Annotated in this window: 27 protein-coding genes; 2 read left to right on the forward strand and 25 right to left on the reverse strand. The window is 47.7% G+C overall.

Going from position 1 to position 18279, the window contains the following annotated elements:
- Positions 1–96: 96 nt before the first annotated feature.
- The gene (locus B4W65_RS16100) at positions 97–615 is read right to left on the reverse strand and encodes an RNA polymerase sigma factor (RefSeq protein WP_088656196.1); all 519 of its coding nucleotides are present in this window, start codon (positions 613–615) and stop codon (positions 97–99) included.
- A 428-nt stretch (positions 616–1043) separates the two neighbouring features.
- Between B4W65_RS16100 and B4W65_RS16105 the strand changes: the two genes are divergently transcribed.
- Positions 1044–2276 (forward strand): PLP-dependent transferase, encoded by a 1233-nt coding sequence (locus B4W65_RS16105; RefSeq protein WP_088656197.1) that lies wholly within the window; start codon positions 1044–1046, stop codon positions 2274–2276.
- 5 nt (positions 2277–2281) lie between these two features.
- Here B4W65_RS16105 and B4W65_RS16110 read toward each other — a convergent pair whose 3' ends face one another.
- The 4 genes from B4W65_RS16110 to B4W65_RS16125 form a co-directional block, all read right to left on the reverse strand.
- A complete protein-coding gene (locus B4W65_RS16110) occupies positions 2282–2569 on the reverse strand; it encodes a type II toxin-antitoxin system RelE/ParE family toxin (RefSeq protein ID WP_088656198.1) in 288 nt (95 codons plus the stop codon).
- Positions 2562–2801 carry a ribbon-helix-helix domain-containing protein gene (locus tag B4W65_RS16115; RefSeq protein WP_088656199.1) on the reverse strand — a complete coding sequence of 80 codons (240 nt, stop codon included), beginning with the start codon at positions 2799–2801 and terminating at the stop codon, positions 2562–2564. Before B4W65_RS16115 ends, B4W65_RS16110 begins: the two co-directional genes overlap by 8 nt.
- 75 nt (positions 2802–2876) lie before the next feature.
- Complete coding sequence (locus B4W65_RS16120; protein ID WP_088656200.1) at positions 2877–3485, reverse strand: lysine exporter LysO family protein; 609 nt, start codon at positions 3483–3485, stop codon at positions 2877–2879.
- Positions 3482–3775 (reverse strand): LysO family transporter, encoded by a 294-nt coding sequence (locus B4W65_RS16125; protein ID WP_088656201.1) that lies wholly within the window; start codon positions 3773–3775, stop codon positions 3482–3484. Before B4W65_RS16125 ends, B4W65_RS16120 begins: the two co-directional genes overlap by 4 nt.
- A gap of 68 nt (positions 3776–3843) precedes the next feature.
- Here B4W65_RS16125 and B4W65_RS16130 point away from each other — a divergent pair, with 68 nt between their 5' ends.
- Positions 3844–4116, forward strand: coding sequence for a hypothetical protein (locus B4W65_RS16130; RefSeq protein WP_088656202.1), 273 nt, complete (start codon positions 3844–3846; stop codon positions 4114–4116).
- Positions 4117–4126: 10 nt separating this feature from the next.
- Here B4W65_RS16130 and B4W65_RS16135 read toward each other — a convergent pair whose 3' ends face one another.
- The 20 genes from B4W65_RS16135 to B4W65_RS16230 form a co-directional block, all read right to left on the reverse strand.
- Positions 4127–6241, reverse strand: a complete 2115-nt coding sequence (locus B4W65_RS16135) for a Tex family protein (protein ID WP_088656203.1) — start codon at positions 6239–6241, stop codon at positions 4127–4129.
- Positions 6242–6333: 92 nt separating this feature from the next.
- On the reverse strand, positions 6334–7596 hold the full coding sequence (locus tag B4W65_RS16140) for a DEAD/DEAH box helicase (RefSeq protein WP_088656204.1): 1263 nt from the start codon (positions 7594–7596) through the stop codon (positions 6334–6336).
- A 104-nt stretch (positions 7597–7700) separates the two neighbouring features.
- The gene (locus B4W65_RS16145) at positions 7701–8888 is read right to left on the reverse strand and encodes a class I SAM-dependent rRNA methyltransferase (protein ID WP_240509593.1); all 1188 of its coding nucleotides are present in this window, start codon (positions 8886–8888) and stop codon (positions 7701–7703) included.
- 6 nt (positions 8889–8894) lie between these two features.
- Positions 8895–9503 carry a 3'-5' exonuclease gene (locus B4W65_RS16150; RefSeq protein WP_088656205.1) on the reverse strand — a complete coding sequence of 203 codons (609 nt, stop codon included), beginning with the start codon at positions 9501–9503 and terminating at the stop codon, positions 8895–8897.
- 46 nt (positions 9504–9549) lie between these two features.
- Entirely contained in the window at positions 9550–10200 is a 651-nt protein-coding gene (locus B4W65_RS16155; protein ID WP_088656219.1) for a DUF5063 domain-containing protein, read from the reverse strand.
- Between the two features lie 68 nt (positions 10201–10268).
- Positions 10269–12173 (reverse strand): RecQ family ATP-dependent DNA helicase, encoded by a 1905-nt coding sequence (locus B4W65_RS16160; RefSeq protein ID WP_088656206.1) that lies wholly within the window; start codon positions 12171–12173, stop codon positions 10269–10271.
- An 84-nt stretch (positions 12174–12257) separates the two neighbouring features.
- A complete protein-coding gene (locus B4W65_RS16165; protein ID WP_088656207.1) occupies positions 12258–12572 on the reverse strand; it encodes a single-stranded DNA-binding protein in 315 nt (104 codons plus the stop codon).
- Positions 12573–12759: 187 nt separating this feature from the next.
- Positions 12760–13020, reverse strand: coding sequence for a Txe/YoeB family addiction module toxin (locus B4W65_RS17760; protein WP_088656208.1), 261 nt, complete (start codon positions 13018–13020; stop codon positions 12760–12762).
- Between the two features lie 15 nt (positions 13021–13035).
- Positions 13036–13293 carry a hypothetical protein gene (locus B4W65_RS17490; protein ID WP_205741313.1) on the reverse strand — a complete coding sequence of 86 codons (258 nt, stop codon included), beginning with the start codon at positions 13291–13293 and terminating at the stop codon, positions 13036–13038.
- Between the two features lie 121 nt (positions 13294–13414).
- The gene (locus B4W65_RS16180) at positions 13415–13660 is read right to left on the reverse strand and encodes a type II toxin-antitoxin system RelE/ParE family toxin (RefSeq protein ID WP_088656209.1); all 246 of its coding nucleotides are present in this window, start codon (positions 13658–13660) and stop codon (positions 13415–13417) included.
- Positions 13657–13953 (reverse strand): hypothetical protein, encoded by a 297-nt coding sequence (locus B4W65_RS16185; RefSeq protein ID WP_088656210.1) that lies wholly within the window; start codon positions 13951–13953, stop codon positions 13657–13659. Before B4W65_RS16185 ends, B4W65_RS16180 begins: the two co-directional genes overlap by 4 nt.
- Positions 13954–13960: 7 nt before the next feature.
- Positions 13961–14107 (reverse strand): hypothetical protein, encoded by a 147-nt coding sequence (locus B4W65_RS16190; protein ID WP_240509594.1) that lies wholly within the window; start codon positions 14105–14107, stop codon positions 13961–13963.
- Positions 14074–14193 carry an IS66 family insertion sequence element accessory protein TnpA gene (tnpA, locus tag B4W65_RS17765; protein ID WP_394335464.1) on the reverse strand — a complete coding sequence of 40 codons (120 nt, stop codon included), beginning with the start codon at positions 14191–14193 and terminating at the stop codon, positions 14074–14076. Before tnpA ends, B4W65_RS16190 begins: the two co-directional genes overlap by 34 nt.
- Before the next feature lie 110 nt (positions 14194–14303).
- Positions 14304–14738: a hypothetical protein gene (locus B4W65_RS16195; RefSeq protein ID WP_088656211.1), complete on the reverse strand. Its 435-nt coding sequence runs from the start codon at positions 14736–14738 to the stop codon at positions 14304–14306.
- 423 nt (positions 14739–15161) lie between these two features.
- The gene (locus B4W65_RS16200) at positions 15162–15440 is read right to left on the reverse strand and encodes a Txe/YoeB family addiction module toxin (RefSeq protein WP_088656212.1); all 279 of its coding nucleotides are present in this window, start codon (positions 15438–15440) and stop codon (positions 15162–15164) included.
- Positions 15437–15688: a prevent-host-death protein gene (locus tag B4W65_RS16205; protein WP_088656213.1), complete on the reverse strand. Its 252-nt coding sequence runs from the start codon at positions 15686–15688 to the stop codon at positions 15437–15439. The genes B4W65_RS16200 and B4W65_RS16205 overlap by 4 nt, the downstream gene beginning before the upstream one ends.
- Positions 15689–16241: 553 nt before the next feature.
- Positions 16242–16535 carry a type II toxin-antitoxin system RelE/ParE family toxin gene (locus B4W65_RS16215; protein ID WP_088656214.1) on the reverse strand — a complete coding sequence of 98 codons (294 nt, stop codon included), beginning with the start codon at positions 16533–16535 and terminating at the stop codon, positions 16242–16244.
- Positions 16532–16825 (reverse strand): hypothetical protein, encoded by a 294-nt coding sequence (locus B4W65_RS16220; protein ID WP_088656215.1) that lies wholly within the window; start codon positions 16823–16825, stop codon positions 16532–16534. Before B4W65_RS16220 ends, B4W65_RS16215 begins: the two co-directional genes overlap by 4 nt.
- Complete coding sequence (locus B4W65_RS16225; protein ID WP_088656216.1) at positions 16822–17820, reverse strand: tyrosine-type recombinase/integrase; 999 nt, start codon at positions 17818–17820, stop codon at positions 16822–16824. Before B4W65_RS16225 ends, B4W65_RS16220 begins: the two co-directional genes overlap by 4 nt.
- On the reverse strand, positions 17813–18091 hold the full coding sequence (locus B4W65_RS16230; RefSeq protein ID WP_158522878.1) for a tyrosine-type recombinase/integrase: 279 nt from the start codon (positions 18089–18091) through the stop codon (positions 17813–17815). The genes B4W65_RS16225 and B4W65_RS16230 overlap by 8 nt, the downstream gene beginning before the upstream one ends.
- Between the last annotated feature and the right edge of the window lie 188 nt (positions 18092–18279).

An 18279-nucleotide genomic window follows, 5' to 3' on the forward strand; every position in this document is an offset into this window, starting at 1 on the left:
TTGTCGCCGTCCACTCATCTACTAAACCTAAACCCAAAACTATGGTCTTTTTAGCTATTCAAGCACTCCTTTGCTTAAATAGCCGGAAATTTTTTATCAATAGGCGTAACTTCCTTCGCTGTCCCGCAACATCTCTTGCAACTTTTTGCGGGTAAAGAAAATACGGCTTTTAACTGTTCCTATCGGCAAGTCAAGCTGCTCAGCAATTTCCTTGTACTTGTACCCATCTGTATGCATCTTAAAAGGAATCCTGAAATCGTCGTCGAGCGTCTCAATATGTCGTGTCATTTCTGTTACGCTGTGCACCATTTCAGGCGTTTCTGAAGCAAAATTTCTTCGATAAGCACTGCGCAAAGCATCTTCATTACCGTCGAAGGTATTCCGTGTCTTTTGGTTGCGGCGGTAATTGTTGATAAAGGTGTTTTTCATGATGGTAAACACCCAGGCCTTAAAATTGGTATTGGCCGTAAACTGCTTACGATAAGTCAAGGCCTTTAGTATGGTTTCCTGCAACAAATCCCTGGCGTCCTCATCATTTGCCGTCAGGCTCAGTGCGAAATAAAGCAGCTTGTCTTGTAATCCAAGCAACTTGTCGTTGAATTGCATTGTTGTCATGGCTGATAATATTTGGTTCATTTTTGTATAACAAATATACGGCAAACATAAACACCTCCAAAAAAAACCACAACATTTTTTTGATCTGTTTAGATATTATCTAAATAACAATTTTCACAAACAGCTCATTATTATAGCTTTAGCCTATTTCGGACTTGTTCATTCTAAATTACTGTGTTAACAGAACGTTAAACAAAAACACTTGGCGGACTTTAGGCCAAACACACCATCATCCGCTGTAAATCAGTCACGTATGCAACTATTTAGAACAATATCTGTTAATAGTCCAAACACCCCGGTCAACAATCCCCCCTAAAACACTCCGATTTAATTGAAGCCCTGGTCGGCAACTTTAGGGGCTGTTGGGCCACAATTTTCCTTCAAATGGGGTATTTTTACCCTCTAATTTAAACCATAGTACCCACCTTATGCAATACCTAAGTTCAAAATTAATTCACGGATCGGCAGCCGAAGGCGATCCGCACCGCAGTCTCAAAACCCCCATATACGAGAGTGCCTCGTTCGACTTTGCCTCGGCTGAGGCGGCAGAGCAGGCTTTTAATGGAGGTTCCGAAGCCTTTGCCTACAGCCGGATTTCCAACCCCACGCTCGCCGCCTTACAGCGACAATTAAAGGTGTTGAGCCAGGCCGATCATGCCCTTTGTCTGGCCAGCGGCATGGCCGCCCTGTCCAATGTATTTTTAACCCTTTGTTCGGCTGGCGACAACATCATCACTTCACGCTACCTCTTTGGCAACACCTGGTCCTTTTTTGCCAAAACGCTGCAAAGCTACGGCATTGAGGCGCGGTTTACCGACTTGGAGGACTTCAACGCAGTGGATGAGGCGATGGATGAGAACACCCGGGCCCTGTTTTTGGAGGTACCGACCAATCCCCAGCTGATTTATTTTGACGTACCGGCTTTGTCGGCCTTGGCCGGAGAAAGGAACATTCCCCTGGTGGTGGACAATACTGTGCTGACGCCCTATCTTTTCCCCTGTAAGCAGTACGGGGTCGATATTGAGGTGTATTCCAACACCAAGTTCATTTCAGGGGGAGCCACTTCGGTGGGAGGCAGTATTCTGGTTTACCCCTCGCACAAATGGGCCCACAACCCCAAATTGGAAAAGGATTATCAACTCTTTGGCAAGGATGCTTTTTTCAAACGCCTGTATAAGGAACACTACCGCAATCTGGGCGCTTGTCTCGCCCCCCACAATGCCTGGCTGCAACTGTTGGGACTGGAAACGCTGACTTTAAGGGTCGATCGCATTATGGACAACACTTTGACTGTGGCTGAGCACCTGCAAAACCATCCGAAAGTAAAGGCGGTACGGTATCCGGGCCTAAAAGAAGACCCCTACCACCCCCTGGCCCTCCAACTCAGCGGTGGAAAATCGGGCTGTCTGGTGGGTGTGGAGCTGGAAAACAAGGCAGCCTCCTACCGCTTTATGAATGCGCTGCAAATGGTGCGCAGGGGCACCAATTTCTGCGACAACAAATCCATGATTTTACATCCGGGCGCCACCATCTATTGGGATTATTCGGAGGAGGAAAAAAAGGCCATGCATATTTCGGAGGGACTGCTGCGCCTGTCGGTGGGACTGGAAGAGGTAAAAGATATCCTGATCGATTTGGACCGGGCACTGGAACAGGTTTAAATGGCTTACAGCATGTTATTCAAATCCTGCATTCCCACAATTGCCATTATCTCTACCACATTGTCCTTGATTCTATAATATATGGTGTCAGAACCACAGGGACATCTTCGATATCCTGCTTTTATATAATCCACAGATTCAAATGCAAAAGGCCTTTCCGCAATAGTTTCAAAATAATCAAAAAAGGCAGCAAAATATTTGTCGGCCTGAACAACACCAAACTTTTTGACTCCAAAATGATGAATACGTATCAAGTCCTCTTTGGCTGTATTACTCAACCTGTATTCAGCCATTAAGAAGAGATTTTGACTGTTTTAAGATCTGTTCTTGGGTGTCACTGGTAAAACCACTTCTTTCAGACAAATCTAACTTCGCCCTAATCCATTCAATATGAGCTTGTTGTTTTCGGGCCTGCCTGATCAAATCGTTAACGAGCTCACTTTTGCTGGAATACTCCTCACTGTCGATTTGAGCTTTTAACCATTCATCATTTGGTTTCGAGAAGGATATACTTTGTCGTGGCATAGCTTTATGTTTTGATGTAAAAATACACCATATATGAATCACATGCAAGTTTCTGCCTTTATATGGGCCTACCTACTAAAACGCAAAACTCAGCAAGAGGGGAACCAGCACGGGTACCAATAGGGATAAGACCAGACCGGAAAACACCGCTACAACGGTGCACTCCTGCCCGCTGTATTTCAGCACCACCGGCAGCGTTGTATCCATCGCTGTTGCTCCGCCGGCACCTACGAGCGCAAGCCGCCCAAACCAACGTACCCACCAGGGGGCCAGCACCAGGGTGAGCAATTCCCGCACAATATTGGCCAGCATGGCCACAACAGCCAACTCCTCACCATGCAGTCCCGCAATTAAGATGGCCGAGAGCGAATAGTAGCCGAAACCGGCACCGACGGCCATCGCTTCGGCAGGTTGCAAAGCCTTCAGAAAAAGAGACACCAGGAGCGCACCCAGAATGCTGCCTGCGGCCACCAACACCGGCACCAAAAAAACGCCTCTGCTGAGTCCACACATACGGGCCACCAGGGCCTTGTCGCTGCCCACGCCAACGCCAACCACAAACATCAGGAGCCAGAGAACCGACTGCGACCAGACCTCATGCAACAGAAAGTCGGGCAAGCCGTCAGCGGCAGCAAGGGCCAGTCCACCAACAAAACTCAGCAATAAAAGGAGACTGGTTTTCATTTCCGCCTCCCTTCTTTTCCCTTCATCAACCAGGGTGCGGCCAGGACCAACAAAACAACGGTTCCCAACAGGGCCCCCAGGGCAAGGACCACAGCACGACCTCCTAAAAGCGGCAAGCGTTGAAGCAATTCTGTGTTGCGACCGACGCCCACACCAAGAAAAAAAAGCAAAATAAAAACGGCGACGGTCATAATTTTTTCGCTCCAAGTCTTCACCTGCGATTTCCCGCGCAGCGCGCGACCTGCAGCCAGTCCCCCCACAAAAAAAACAAAAACCCAGACTACACCCATTTCTTAAAAATTATAAAACAACGCAACCCTTCCTTATTTAACACGTCTATATCCTAAAACCAAGAACGATGAAAATCATAAAGTTGCTTTTCTATTCCTTACTCATTTTGCTTATAGGTCGCCTTGCCGGCGGAGCAGGATCGTCGGCCAACACCACGGAACGCAGACTGCCCATTTCTTTTTATTCCAGTCTGCCAACAGAACCTGAAAATACTGAAAAAGCGGCATCCGCTTATGGACAAAGCGACAGCTTGGCCTACACCAGCTTACCTTACTACAGTTTCAACAACAAACCGGGTTTGACCTACCCCATGCAACGCCCCACGCTTTTGCAGAAATAGGGCCTGAGCCCTATTCCTTCATGGTCAGCTGAATGCGCTTACGCGCCACATCAACCTCCAAGACTTTTACCTCCACATGCTGATGCAGCGCCACCACTTCGTTGGGGTCGCTCACAAACTTATTGGCCAGCTGTGAAATGTGCACCAGTCCGTCCTGTTTAACCCCCACATCTACAAAGGCACCAAAATTGGTGATGTTGGTCACGATACCCGGCAGCCGCATGCCCGGCTTCAGGTCCTCGATGCTGCGCACGTCGGCCGAAAACTCAAAGACTTTGATTACGCTTCGGGGATCGCGCCCGGGCTTTTCCAATTCGGCCTTGATGTCGTTGAGGGTGGGCAGTCCCACCTTGGCGCTGACATACTTCTTCAAATCGAGCTGCTTGCGCAACTCAGCACTTTGCAGCAGATCGCTCACACTGCAGTTCAAATCGCCCGCCATTTGCTCCACCAGGGGGTAGGACTCGGGGTGTACGGCCGAATTGTCGAGTGGGTGCTTGCCGTCCCTTATTCGTAAGAAACCGGCACATTGCTCAAAGGCTTTAGCGCCCAGACGCGGCACCTTGTTCAGTTCCTTGCGCGAAGCAAAGGGACCGTTGGCACTTCGATACTCCACAATATTCTTAGCCAACTGTGGTCCCAGTCCCGATACATAGGTCAACAAATGCTGACTGGCGGTATTCAGCTCAACCCCCACCTTGTTCACGCAGGATTCCACCTCCTGATCGAGGGCCTTCTTAAGCTTGTTTTGGTCCACATCGTGTTGGTACTGGCCCACCCCTATGGATTTGGGATCGATTTTCACAAGCTCGGCCAGAGGGTCCATCAAACGACGACCAATGGAAACGGCACCACGTACGGTTACATCGTAATCGGGGAACTCTTCACGGGCGGTTTTGCTGGCGCTGTAGACCGAGGCGCCGTCCTCACTGACTACAAAAACCTGCAATTCGCGATTGAAACGCATGTTGCGGATGAAGGCTTCGGTCTCGCGGGAGGCGGTGCCGTTGCCTATGGCAATGGCCTCTATTTTGTACTGCTCCACCAGGGAGTCTATTTTCTTATAGGCCAAACGCGTATCGTTCTGCGGAGGGTGCGGATAGATTGTTTCGTTGTGCAAGAGCGCACCCTGGGCATCGAGACAAACCACTTTGCAACCGGTACGAAAACCGGGGTCAATGGCCAGCACCCGTTTTTGTCCCAAGGGCGACGACAACAGCAGCTGTCGCAGGTTGGTGGCAAAGACCTGGATGGCCTGTTCTTCGGCTTTCTCACGTGCCAGGGCGCCGACCTCGTTCTCAATGGAGGGCGCCAGAAGGCGCTTGTAAGCGTCTTCCACCGCCAGCTGCACCTGCTCGCTGGATGCGCCGCGTCCCTTTACGAAGGTGCGACTGAGGCGTTCTACCACCGGCTCTGCTTCGGGGGCTACGCTGATTTTCAGGAAGCCTTCTTTTTCGGCACGTCGCATCGCCAGCAGGCGGTGCGAGGGACAGCGCTTCAGGGGTTCCGAAAAGTCGAAATAGTCGCGGTACTTGGCGGCTTCTTCTTCCTTTCCCTTAACCACCCGGGAACTGATGACGGCGGCATGCTGAAACTCGCGACGTACCACCTCTCTGGCCTTCAGGTCTTCGTTGATGCGTTCGGCCAGGATGTCGCGTGCGCCCTGCAGCGCCGCCTCCACATCGGGCACCTCATCACTCAAAAAGGCCGTTGCCCGGGTCTCTACATCGCGCTCGTGCTGCTGCCACAGCACTTCGGCAAGCGGCTCCAGTCCCAGCTCCCTTGCCTTCACCGCCCGCGTTTTGCGCTTGGGCTTATAGGGCAGGTAAAGGTCCTCCAGCTCCGTGGCATTCCACGTGGCTTCTATGCGTGCCTTTAAGTCGTCGCTAAGCAGGTCTTGTTCGGCAATCGACTTGAGGATGCTTTCGCGACGTTTCTGTATTTCCTGCAATTTTTCGTAGCGCTCTTTAAGGGTGCCGATTTGCACCTCATCCAGACTGCCCGTGAGTTCTTTTCGGTAGCGACTGATGAAGGGAATGGTGGCGCCCTCGTCGAGCAGGGCCAGGGTGGCAGCGACCTGCTTGGCCGAAATGCCGGTTTCTTGTGCTAAAAGCTGAACGTACATAATGCGTTTATGATTTATTTAAGCGACAAAAAGCCCGGTGGTTGTTCCGGGCTGTCCTGTTGCTCTTTTCGATTTACTTCAAGCCTTGGGGCCTAAGAACGGGAGCTGCCTTTATAGGAGCCGCCTTTGCGACCACCGCCGCCTTTGCTGCCTCCTCCTTTGCGACCGCCTCCGCCACCTTTGCCAAAGCGACGTTTGCCGCGAATTTCCGGGTTGTATTCGGGTCCGGGTTCAAAACCGTCGGGCAGGGGCGATTTGAATACGGTGGTTTCAATCAGTTTTTCGATGTGACCAAACTTATCCATCTCCTGGTCGCTGATGAAGGTCAGTGCCACGCCGGTGCTCTTGGCACGGGCGGTACGCCCCACCCGGTGCACATAGTCTTCCGCGTCGTTGGGCACATCGTAGTTGATCACCAGATCGATGCCGTCCACGTCGATGCCCCGGGCAATGATGTCGGTGGCTACCAAAATCTGCGTATGTCGGTTGCGGAAGCTGAGCATCACCTCTTCCCGCTCCCGCTGTTCCAAATCGGAGTGAATGGCCTCCACCGGGAAACCGGCCTGTTTGAGCGAACGATAAATCTCCTTTACCTTTATTTTGGTGGACGAGAAAATCACCACGCTGGTCAGGTCCTTCCCCTCGAGCAACTTCTTCAACAGAGCCACCTTTTGGTTGTCGTACACCACATAAGCCGCTTGCAGTATGCCCTCGGCGGGTTTGGACATGGCAATGCTGATTTCTTCGGGTTGCTGCAACAATTTGCGCGAGAGTTCGCGGATCTTGGGGGGCATGGTGGCCGAAAAAAGGAGGGTCTGCCGATCCTCGGGCAAATCCTGCACAATTTGCATAATGTCATCGTGAAAACCCATGTCGAGCATGCGGTCGGCTTCATCCAAAATCAGGTATTTCAGACTGGTGAACTTAAAATAGTCCATCGACAAATGCTGCAACAGTCGCCCCGGTGTGGCTACAACCACATTGGCTCCGCTGATGAGCGCCTGCTTTTGCTGGTCCCACAAGCCCGCATCGTTGCCGCCATAAACGGCGATGGAGGTCAGGGGTAAAAAGTAGGCAAAGCCCTGCAATTGCTGATCAATTTGTATGGCCAGCTCACGGGTGGGTACCAACACCAGGGTGGTGGTTTGCTCCTCCTGCTTTTGAACCAGGCGATTGAGCACGGGCAGCAGGTAGGCTGCGGTTTTACCGGTTCCGGTCTGCGCACAGGCAATCAGGTCTTTTCCCTTCATAATAACGGGTATCGTCTCTATCTGAACGGGGGTGGCCTCTTCAAAGCGCATGGCATCGAGTCCCTCCAGGACTTCTGCCTCAAAACCAAATTCGTTAAACTTCAAAATCTTATGGTATTAAATCAACTTCTTTTTGGTGCATTACTGCAAAACTATTCCATTTTGTTTACTCAGGAAAAACTTCCTTTCGTTTTTTTGGGCGGAAAACCCTATTCGACATACAGTACCAATCCCTTGAGGTACTCGCCTTCGGGATGATAAATGCTCACGGGATGATCGGCGGGCTGCTCGAGCTGATGCAGGATGCGCACGTTGCGACCGCTGCGGGCGGCGGCAGAAAAAATCATGGTGCGAAAGGCGTCGCGCGATACCACCTGCGAGCAGGAAAAGGTAAAGAGGATGCCCCCGGGTGCGATTTGCTCAATGGCTTTGGCATTGAGTCTTTTGTAACCTTGCAAGGCGTTTTTGAGCACTTTCATGTGCTTGGCAAAGGCGGGCGGGTCGAGCACGATCAAATCGTACTGCTCACGGGCCTGCTCCATAAACTTAAAGGCATCCACGGCAAAGGCCTCGTGACGCTCATCGCCCGGAAAGTTCAAAGCCACATTCTCGTTGGTCAGCACAATGGCTCGTTCGGAACTGTCGACCGAATGCACTTTGCGGGCACCGCCGCGCAGGGCGTAAAACGAAAAGCCGCCGGTATAACAAAAGGTATTGAGCACGGTGCGACCCGCGCTGTACTTTTCGAGCAGGGCGCGGTTCTCGCGCTGATCTACAAAAAAGCCGGTCTTTTGCCCTTTTTCCCAGTCGACTTTGAATTGCAGACCGTTTTCTTGGGCCACATGGGTGGTGCTGCGTCCGTACAAATAACCGTTCTCGGCCTCCACATCGGCTTTAAAGGGCAGGGTGCCTTCAGACTTCTCGTACACGGCGGTCACCTGGTCGCCCATCACCTGTTGCAAGGCCTTCACCAGCACCTCACGCTGCAGGTACATGCCCACGGTGTGCATTTGCAGCACCACGGTGCGGTCGTACACATCGGCGATGAGTCCCGGCAGGCCATCGCCCTCCCCGTGTACCAAACGATAGGCGGTGGTCGTCTCCGAACCTGCCAATTGCAAAGTTTTTCGCAAGTCCCAGGCGGTTTGCAGCTTACGTACCCAAAAGGCTTCGTCCACTTCTTCCTCCTTAAAGGTGAGGATGCGGATGGCGATGGACCCGATTTGGTAGTGCCCTATGGCTAAAAAATTGTCGTGCACGTCGTGCACACGCACCAAGTCGCCCTCTTCCAGGTTGCCCTTTACGTTTTTAATGGCCCCGGAAAAAATCCAGGGATGGAAGCGCTTTAGGCTTTGTTCTTTACCCGGTTTCAGGTAAACGGTGGGTACTTGCATCATGGGCTTTTAGTTACGAAATACAATAGGTTTGGCCTGGTAGGAGGGCTTTCTCAGCATCAACTCTTCAAAAATGCGCAGTCCAATCCAAGCGTCGATGGCGGCATAATCTATTTGTCCGGGACCCAGCTCATCGGCTTCCCAATTGCTGAGTCGCTGCCGCTTAGATACCCGCACATTCAAAAGCAGTCCGGCCAGTCCTTTAAGACTGAAAACATCAATATCGAAATCTTTGACCATATCCTGCAATTCCACAAAACCTCCGGGCTTAAAGCGGGCAAGTTTGTTGAGGCCCTTAACATCGTCGCGAATGGCTACGCCTACTTTCTTTACAGACGTGCTGGCCATGAGTCGCCCCAACTCGGGCGGAAAGCCAATTTTATTGAGGCGAAAGAGCCAGGCCTCGTTGTTCGTGGACAACTGCAGGAGGGCCACCTGATGGTTGCTGCCTTTTTTAAAGGCCGGCTTGGTTTCGGTATCGAAACCAAGCACCTTGTATTGCAGGAGTTCTTCTACCAGGGCCGGAACGACTTCCGCATCTTCCACCACGGTAATTCTTCCCTCAAACTGACATAAAGGCAATTCTCCAATTTCTTCTTTACTGATACTGCTCTCCATCTGGCATGTTTAATTCAATATTGGTGCCACGAGGGCACGCGGGGCACTAGCGCTCATCGGGCAAATCGCCCTGAAAGTCGCGCTGACGCTGGGCAATGATCCAATGATCGGTCTTTCTTTCCTCCAGGTCGTCATCGGTATCGGGCAGCGCTTCTTCCTCAGGTTCTTCTTCCAGACTTTCGCTTCCGTAATATACGCCGTGCAGGGCGCGAAGCACGTTCACCAGGCGCTGTCCCCAGTACTCTTCAAAATGTGTGACCAACTCAGACAGGGCGTCGTTCATGATTTCGGTTACCGCCGTGCGGTAGCTCATCAAAAAGTCCTTGATATCCTGATAAATGTCGGCCATGTTCTCCGAAATGGTGGAGGTCAGGGGCAAATCGCTGCGCTGCATATCGGCGGTAAACACTTCGAGGTAATCGTCGAAACGGCGCATTTTCAGCTGCACGCTGCTGCGAATGAACTCATAATCTTCCTCGCCCACATGCTTCTCCAGAAAGTCCTCCAACTCGATTTCGGTCTTGGGCAGCAGACTGGCTTTAAGATACAGCAGGGGCAGAATCTTTAAGGCGGTGCCCACAAAGCGTTCGCGCGGCTGCTCATTTACGCCCTCCAGCCACAGGGTAAACTCCCGGGCAACGGTCACAAACTCAAGTACCACGGGGGCATATACCGGATGTTCAAACTGCTCTTCCATATCACTTTTATAGTATGTTGCAAAGGTAACAAAAAGCATTAAAATTGCACGGTATTGCGGTGCAAAGCTCAGCCCTCCAGTAAAAACCGGCCGGCAGCATCAAGCACCAGCCGGCCCTCGTCCTCCATACGACGCAACACCTGCCAGCAATCGTCCTCCTCAAAGGGCAGTTGGTCCACCAGCTCCTCGGGCAGCAGGGGCCCTGCCAACAGTCGCTCCCTGACTGCTGCCTCCACGGCTTTCTCCAGCTTGCGGTCGGGCCCCTGTTTCTTGCGGGCGAGACAAACATCGCAGTGGCCGCAATCGTGCGACTTGCGCTGACCAAAATACCGCAGCAGCAGGCGACTGCGGCACACATCGTCGCGACTGGCAAAATCGATAACGGCATCGGCCCGCTCGCGGTACTGCTGCAGGCGGTCCTCGTACACCTCGGGCGGAAATTTCAAAAACCTTGGCTCCAGTCGCACCTGCAAATAGGTCAGCAGCGGGGTTTTGCGCTGGGGAATATAATGCAGTACCTGGAGGCGACTCAGCATGAGAAAGGCGTCGTACACCACCTGCCGGCTTACATTGAGTCGCTTAGCCAGCACCTCTTCATCAATGACCACATAGTCGGTAAACAAGCCGGTATAGCTGCGCAAGAGCACCTTCAAAAAGGGGTCGAGGCGGGCATTGGCGACCTGGAAACGGTAGAGTTCGAGATCGTCCATTTGCATCTTCACGCGTGAGGGCAGGTCGGCCATTTCGGTAAAATCGAGATAGCCCGCCCTTTGCAGAATTTTGAGACTGTTGACGATGGTGAGTACGTTAAAACCAAAGGCGGCTGCAAAGCGCCCCAGGTCAAAATCAAAGACTTGCTCTTCACCAAAGCCCACGGCCAGTTGGAAAAAATTGCCCAGGGCATCGTAAACCCTTCGGATCACCTCCTTCTCAGGAAAGGAGGTGGTGACTTTGGTATTGAGCTGCTTTTTGTCGTTGGGCGACCACAGCAAAACGGCGTAAGCCTTTTGCTCATCGCGTCCGGCCCGGCCGGCTTCCTGAAAGTAGGCCTCCAGCGAATCGGGCGCATCCATGTGCACCACCACCCGCACATCGGGCTTATCAATGCCCATACCAAAGGCGTTGGTTGCTACCATTACCCGACAGGCACCGGTCATCCACTTAGCCTGCCGCACATCCTTCTCTTTCTGGGCCAGTCCCGCATGAAAATAGTCGGCCGATATACCATGCCGCTGCAAGAGCTGACTGTACTCGCGTGTTTTCTTGCGATTGCGCACGTACACCACCGCGGAGCCTTTTACCCCGGTAAGTATCTTCAACAACTGCTGTTCCTTGTCCTCCGCGGCACGCACCACATAGGCCAGATTGCTGCGCTCAAAGCTCTTTTGAAAAACATTTTTCTCTGCAAAAAGCAACTGCTCCTGTATGTCGTCCACCACCTGCGGCGTAGCGGTGGCTGTGAGCGCCAGAACCGGCACACCCGGAAGCTGCTCCCTTATTTCGGCCACCTTTAAATACGCGGGTCTGAAGTCATAGCCCCATTGCGAAATACAATGTGCCTCATCTATGGCCAGCAGATTCACCTTCAAATGCGCCAGCTTCTGCTGAAAAAGTCGCGTCCCCAAACGCTCCGGCGACAGGTACAAAAACTTGTAATCGCCATAAATACAGTTGTCCAGCGCTCGCTCAATAGCAGCCAGTCCCATCCCCGAATGAATGGCACAGGCCTTTATGCGCTTGCGGTTGAGGTGATCGACCTGGTCCTTCATCAGCGCAATGAGCGGCGTAACCACCAGACACAGTCCCTCCATGGCCAGCGCCGGCACCTGAAAGGTCAGCGACTTGCCCCCACCGGTGGGCAACAGACCCAGGGTATCGCGCCCCTGTCCCACCGACTCCATAATGTCGAGCTGCAGCGGCCTGAAATCTTCGTAACCCCAGTATTGATGAAGTATGTCGTGGTACACGCCCATGAGTAAATGCCTCGGATTGTTTCTCCAAAGATAAAAAAAAGAGGGGCCGCAGCCCCTCTCCTACCCAACACTTGTTGAGTGTCCCTAACCCATAAACTCTAAGTCCTTAACCCTCAAACTCAAGGCAGACCTCACTTCACCCTCTTTACTTTGATAGGCTTCTGCTTCGGGCGTACCCTCGAGCAATACCCTTTTCCCTTTCTTTAAATATTCGGTCACTTTGGAATTGGGATCGCGCCACATCGAGGCACGCACCCACTCGGTTTTCTCCACCTTCTTCCCCTCCTTATCCTTATAATCCATGGAAACCGCTACATTAAAATTAATTACTTTACTGTTTCCTACTTCTCTTTCTTCGGCATCATTTCCCAACACGCCGGCCACAATCATTTTAAGCATAACACACTGATTTTGGGTTAATAATTAAGGTAAATAACAAAACACAATTTAACCCAATCAAAAATTAATGTCAAGTAAAAAATGATTTTTTTGAAAAAACACCGCTTTACCGGCTTGTGTGGTGGGTTTATGGATATATCCAAATTGTATCCATAAGTATCCAATTAAAAGGAGAAAAGAATTTTTCTTATTTATCACCGTAATGCCCCTTGGCTGAGACAACTTCTACAGTTACGATTTCATCATTAATGGTATAAACAAGGCGGTTCTTTTTATCTATTTTTCTTGACCATTGTCCTTGCATATTACCTCTTAATTGTTCGACTTGACCTGTGCCGGTTTTGCGGTGCTTGATGAGTTCCTGCAGAAGTTTTTCAATTTTATTGGTTACTGCTTTCCCTCCACTCTTTTTTAGTGAAGCAAGATCCTTTTTTGCCTTATCGGTAATATCGAGTGTGTACTTTTACAAGCTGTCCAGGAAGTTCTTAATTTCATCCTCTGAAGTCAGGCGTAAGGCAATTTCTTTATCCTCAATCGCTTTTTTGACTTTTTCTACATTTCGCTTATCAGCCCAAAACATTTCACCACTGGGACTAACCTCGTAAGGGTCACATCTAAATTCTTTTGGAATATCCACGAGCATATCGTCATCGGTGACAGGAACGAGCTTGTAGGCACGGTTTTTCCGCTTAACAATTATTTGCTCGTTTTTGTCAACCATGTCAAAATACATTTTTTGATTATCCCGGAACTCACGACTGGTTATGATTTTAATTTTTGTCTCTTTTAAATTGTGTACCAAAACATGTACAAAGCTACTAAATCCTAGTAGCTCATTTCCTTCATTTTGTTTTATTTAAGTGGAACAGGGTACTGTTGACCTTTTTAATTAAGTTAGAATGGTATACTTTTGGAATGAAATACTGGTACCCTTTTGGGTTGAAATAAACATTTTTCAAATTAAACAAGACTACTTCAACATCATCGATAAAATTTAATGCTTCTTTCTCTGCCCATTCTCGTAGTAGGTAATCAATATTCTCATGGTAGCTGTTTAATGCTGCATCAGTCCATTTTATTGTTTTCATTTAAAAAGGTTTGGGTATTTTTCTTTTGTCTTTTGCATAACTTCTTCATGAGCATATACCCTTCCTTTCTTACTGTCTTCTAATGCCTCATCTAAAGCAGCTTTGATTTCCGGCGATAACACATCCTTTCTAGGATTTTCAGTATTTATTAGGTTAATAATTTTAGTATAAACCTTTTCCAGTCTTTGATTGTCCAAGTTGTCCAACCTCCGGAACAAGTCCAGTTTTATTTCTGCTGCATTCATAATTGTAAAGCTTTTGTCCTTTACAAAGTTAACGATAAATTCTCTCATTTGTTTTTCATTTTAAAGGATGATATTTCTCCAACTCCTTCTGCAAATCTTCCCAATTGTCCATTCTATAGCGTTCGGTGCTGCTTACGTATTTGTGGCCGGCCATGTACTGCACTTCTCTCAGGTTGTAATGTTTGGGGGTTGAAATAAACACCCCAACCACTTTTTCCAATAGTAAAAGGTGGAGGGTGCAAAGCCCTGATTGGCGCAAAAGTCGCGTACGCTAAAACGTGAGTGCAAATACTCTTGATAAACCCGCTAGAAAGTCGAAAGCGCCATCCTCATTTTTTACGAGCAAAGTAACGATGACTCAGCTTAGGTGACAATATGTACGAGGCCGAATGCTTACCCTACTCCTTACCTCTACCAAACAAATCGCTCGCTGAACTTTTTAAGTATCCTATACAAATAACTACCAAAACCAATCCAACAACTAAAAACCCAGAGTATAGCAGTAATGTCCTATTATATGGGATAATCATTTCACCATTAATGATTAGCTGTTCAATTAAATTATCTTTTGTCTTATCCCATACCCAAATTTCTACAGCATCACCTTTTTTTATCTCAATTTCAGTAATTGCTTCAATTTTTTTGGTTATACTTGTAATAAAAGGAGTGTTATAACCCTCGATATAGATAAAATATGTCTTAAGACGACACTTGCATCTTTCAGAATAACGAGACCCTAATTTAACCTCTGAAACAATTCCCTTTGTATAAGGTAAATCGTCAGGAGACTTTAACAACCCATCTAAACCATAGTAGGTGAAAAATATTCCCATTGGTAATAAAACAAACAATGCACGAATATATCGTGTTTTATCACTTGGTCACTTCCCTGATATTGAAGTCGCTTTTCATTACTTCTTTGTAAAAGCGATCCAAGTCTCGTTGTAAAGAACTCTTGAACTTCAGCACAAGGAGGATTATTATTTTGAGTGGAAGTTTTCGGCTACGTGTGAACGCCCCATCATTGCCGTCTTTAAAACAGCCGGCAATCTGCTCATTTTCAATTTAATAGCCGATATCTGTTGTTAGTTTTTCTCGATAATCTAAGTTTTGACAGGCATTTGGGTTACCCCTATATACCCCTACAACATAGGGAATCAGATCGGAATCACAAACTTTTCAAAGAATTATTTCACCCCCTCAAGGCCAATAAAATCAGGCATTTCAGAGGATTTCCTTAACTAAACGACATTGACTTACTTATCACCGTAATGACCCCAAAGACTTAGAACATGAACAGTTACGATGTCTTCATTTATAGAGTAAACAAGCCGGTGCTTATGATTTATTCTGCGTGAAAACTTCCCGGACAAGCCATATTTCATTAGTTCTAATCGTCCGGTTCCTTCAGTAGGGTTTTCTTTAAGTTCATTAAGAAGTTTAGCTATCTTTTTAAGCACAACTTTATCCCCGGCTTTCTTGTGTTTTTCAATGTCAGCTTGAGCTACTTTGGTAAATCCCAGAACATAACTCATAGCCCAAGTAAATCATTAATTTCTTCAGAACTTGTCACTCTTTTTACCTCACCATTTTTCGCTTGCTCTGCACTGAGTTTTATTTTCTTAACCATCTCAGCACTAAAGTAAACATCATCTTCATTTATGGGCGTTAAGGCGTAAGATTTATTAGCCCCTCGCTGAACAATGATTTGTTCTCCTTTATCGGCCCTTTCAAAGTAAAACCTTTGATTTTGCCTAAATTCCCTACTACTGATCACTAACATGACATTTCGATTTAATGTGTACCATCATGGTACAAAATTACTAAATTCTACGCTCATTTCCTTCATTTTGTTTTATTTAAGTGAATGATATTTTTCCAACTCTTTCTGTAAGTCCTCCAAAGTATCCATTCTATAGCGTTCGGTGCTGGTTACGTATTTGTGGCTGGCAATGTATGACAACTTCTCTGAGGTTGTAATGTTTGAGCCAATTGGTGAAAGTGCTTACACGGATTTGGGCCCTTTTCCATGGGCACCACAGAAACAGGGTACTGTTGACCTTATAAATTAAGTTAGAATGGTATACTTTCGGAATGAAATACTGGTACCCTTTGGGGCTGCAAATAGCGAAGTGAGGTACGAACGAAGCGGTTTGCAGACGCTGTGGGCGCGGCCGCCTGCGAGTACGACCGAGGCCTGACGGCGGGAGCTGACGAAGCATGAGGAAGCGAAGCCGGCAGTGGCGTTTACGCTGAGGTTTTGGCGGAGTTTTTGACTTTCCGGCTAGGTATTTGACGATGACGAACACCGCTTTTCCGGGTCTTGTGCGGTGGGGTTATAAGTTTAGTTTATTAGCGTGCTGATAATTGTTCCAAAAACGTAAAAGCTCTATATTTTTCTTATCTATTATCCTGTAAAACAAAGTAATCTGCTTGCAAATAACGCAACGTTTAATTTCTGGCATGTCAGTATTCTGGAACTCGACATTCCCTTGTATTAAAATAAATTCTGTCTCGTCGACTGCATCAATAAATTCCTGAGCTTCTTTTTCTGACCAATCACGCAACAAGTAATCAATGTTATCGAAGTAATCGAGCCTGGCTATTTTGTTCCAATGTACTGTTCTCATTTAAAATTCAGGTTTGGATATTTGCCTCTGGCTTCTTCCATTACTTGTTCATGGGTATAAGCTTCCCCTCGCTTGCTTGCTTCTAAAGCTTCATCAATAGCCGCTTTTTCATCTTTAGACAACTTATAAGGCGAGCTGGCATTTAATAATGCTACGAACTTATTATACATTTTTTCAAGCTCAGACTCCTTTAACTTATCTATCTTTCTGAACAAATCCAGTTTTATTTCTGCTGCATTCATAATCGCAAAGTTTTTATCCTTTACAAAGTTAACGATAAAATTGGTCATGTGGTTTTGTATTTTAAAGGATGACATTTCTCCAATGCCTTTTGTAAGCTATCCAGATTATTTAACTGGTACCGTTCGGTTGAACTTACATATTTATGGCCGGCCATGTATTGAACCTGTCTTAGATTGTTGTTTTTTAACCAGTAGGTTATCACGCTTGCCCGGATTTGCTTGGGATGAAGGATTTCAGGGTTTAGTTTTTGGATGGCTTTAAACATGTACAATAGGCTGTTTTTGATGTTCTCGCTGCCGTCGATGCTGATAAATAACTGGTTTTCGATTTTAGGGTGATTGATTTTAGTGGGTTTCCGTGCTGGCCGTGGGGCTGTGATTTCTTTTAATATGGTTGGTCTAATCTCGGTTAGATACTCGTGTAGTTCCAGTATTTGAACGGGTTTTAACTCAAGTTTCCGGCTGTTTCTTCTTCTGTTACCAGGAACAACTATTTTGCCTTCTTTGAGTTTTAAATGACTTGGTTCAAGCCTGTGCAGCTCTTCGGTGGTTACGCCTTGATAAACCAGGATTCCTAAAATGATTTTGTTTCGTTTTTCCCTGTTGGTGGTGGTCTCTAAGGATTGATAAAGGTTTTCAAGTTCGTTAAAATCGATGATGTTGGAAGGTAGTTTTTGCCGGATGCCTTTTAGATTCAGATTGGTGGCTGGATTAATAATAGTGGGGTTAGATTGCTTCAGGTATTCATAAAAGTTCCTGATGCTTCGTAGTTTACTGTTGATGTGCCTTTTGCTGTTCCCTTCGACTCCGCTCAGGGCATCGACTTCCAATTTGCAGTAATCAATGAAGCTGAGTAAATCGTTGTACCTGGTTTCTTCTGGTTGCAGGTGTTCGGTTTCAAGCCATTTCAAAAAGTATCCGGCATAGTTTGATTTCTGACGAATGGTGTTTGCTCCGTTGCCAAGCTTTTGTAGGTAGATTTTAAAGCTTGTTAGTTTGCTTTCTATCTCTTTGTTAAAGATGTATTCGGGCTTCTTACGCATTGGCTAAATGGGTGTAAATTTGGGTGCTTTCAAGGCTGCTGTGGCCTAAGAACTGGCTGACTTCTTCCAAGGTCATTCCAGATTGTAAAAGGTGGGTGGCGATGGAGTGGCGCAGGGTATGGATGCCTATATCCTTTTGCAGTTTGCTTGCCTCTGCTAATTTGTGAACCCTTTCTATGATGGCATTTCCACACAATCGGTTTACTTGCGTGCTTAGAAAAAGTGCTTCCGGTTTGGTATTTTTAAAGCTGCGTATTTTTTCTCTGGCCACACAGATGTAATTCTCTAAGTCTTACTTTACAGCTTCTGTCATGGGTATGCACCTTTCTTTGTAGCCTTTGCCTTGTCTGACGTGGATGCGTCTTTCTTTGAGTAAAACATCACTGACGTTTAAACGTAAGCATTCGGCCTAGTACATATTGTCACCCTAGCTGAGCCATCGTTACTTTGCTGGTAAAA

Source organism: Geofilum rhodophaeum, assembly GCF_002210225.1.
Classification (GTDB): Bacteria; Bacteroidota; Bacteroidia; order Bacteroidales; family Marinilabiliaceae; genus Geofilum; species Geofilum rhodophaeum.

What these genes read in the sequence shown, in the direction of transcription:
- B4W65_RS16180 (WP_088656209.1), bottom strand. Translation starts at nt 13,660, where the DNA reads ATGAAAACAATAAAATGGACTGATGCAGCATTAAACAGCTACCATGAG.
- B4W65_RS16185 (WP_088656210.1), bottom strand. Translation starts at nt 13,953, where the DNA reads ATGAGAGAATTTATCGTTAACTTTGTAAAGGACAAAAGCTTTACAATT.
- B4W65_RS16120 (WP_088656200.1), bottom strand. Translation starts at nt 3,485, where the DNA reads ATGAAAACCAGTCTCCTTTTATTGCTGAGTTTTGTTGGTGGACTGGCC.
- B4W65_RS16215 (WP_088656214.1), bottom strand. Translation starts at nt 16,535, where the DNA reads ATGAGAACAGTACATTGGAACAAAATAGCCAGGCTCGATTACTTCGAT.
- B4W65_RS16100 (WP_088656196.1), bottom strand. Translation starts at nt 615, where the DNA reads ATGACAACAATGCAATTCAACGACAAGTTGCTTGGATTACAAGACAAG.
- B4W65_RS16225 (WP_088656216.1), bottom strand. Translation starts at nt 17,820, where the DNA reads ATGCGTAAGAAGCCCGAATACATCTTTAACAAAGAGATAGAAAGCAAA.
- B4W65_RS16145 (WP_240509593.1), bottom strand. Translation starts at nt 8,888, where the DNA reads ATGATGCAAGTACCCACCGTTTACCTGAAACCGGGTAAAGAACAAAGC.
- B4W65_RS16165 (WP_088656207.1), bottom strand. Translation starts at nt 12,572, where the DNA reads ATGCTTAAAATGATTGTGGCCGGCGTGTTGGGAAATGATGCCGAAGAA.
- B4W65_RS16135 (WP_088656203.1), bottom strand. Translation starts at nt 6,241, where the DNA reads ATGTACGTTCAGCTTTTAGCACAAGAAACCGGCATTTCGGCCAAGCAG.
- B4W65_RS16130 (WP_088656202.1), top strand. Translation starts at nt 3,844, where the DNA reads ATGAAAATCATAAAGTTGCTTTTCTATTCCTTACTCATTTTGCTTATA.
- B4W65_RS16220 (WP_088656215.1), bottom strand. Translation starts at nt 16,825, where the DNA reads ATGACCAATTTTATCGTTAACTTTGTAAAGGATAAAAACTTTGCGATT.
- B4W65_RS16160 (WP_088656206.1), bottom strand. Translation starts at nt 12,173, where the DNA reads ATGGGCGTGTACCACGACATACTTCATCAATACTGGGGTTACGAAGAT.
- B4W65_RS16110 (WP_088656198.1), bottom strand. Translation starts at nt 2,569, where the DNA reads ATGGCTGAATACAGGTTGAGTAATACAGCCAAAGAGGACTTGATACGT.
- B4W65_RS16115 (WP_088656199.1), bottom strand. Translation starts at nt 2,801, where the DNA reads ATGCCACGACAAAGTATATCCTTCTCGAAACCAAATGATGAATGGTTA.
- B4W65_RS16155 (WP_088656219.1), bottom strand. Translation starts at nt 10,200, where the DNA reads ATGGAAGAGCAGTTTGAACATCCGGTATATGCCCCCGTGGTACTTGAG.
- B4W65_RS16200 (WP_088656212.1), bottom strand. Translation starts at nt 15,440, where the DNA reads ATGAGTTATGTTCTGGGATTTACCAAAGTAGCTCAAGCTGACATTGAA.
- B4W65_RS16125 (WP_088656201.1), bottom strand. Translation starts at nt 3,775, where the DNA reads ATGGGTGTAGTCTGGGTTTTTGTTTTTTTTGTGGGGGGACTGGCTGCA.
- B4W65_RS16150 (WP_088656205.1), bottom strand. Translation starts at nt 9,503, where the DNA reads ATGGAGAGCAGTATCAGTAAAGAAGAAATTGGAGAATTGCCTTTATGT.
- B4W65_RS16195 (WP_088656211.1), bottom strand. Translation starts at nt 14,738, where the DNA reads ATGGGAATATTTTTCACCTACTATGGTTTAGATGGGTTGTTAAAGTCT.
- B4W65_RS17490 (WP_205741313.1), bottom strand. Translation starts at nt 13,293, where the DNA reads ATGGTTGACAAAAACGAGCAAATAATTGTTAAGCGGAAAAACCGTGCC.
- B4W65_RS16205 (WP_088656213.1), bottom strand. Translation starts at nt 15,688, where the DNA reads ATGTTAGTGATCAGTAGTAGGGAATTTAGGCAAAATCAAAGGTTTTAC.
- B4W65_RS16105 (WP_088656197.1), top strand. Translation starts at nt 1,044, where the DNA reads ATGCAATACCTAAGTTCAAAATTAATTCACGGATCGGCAGCCGAAGGC.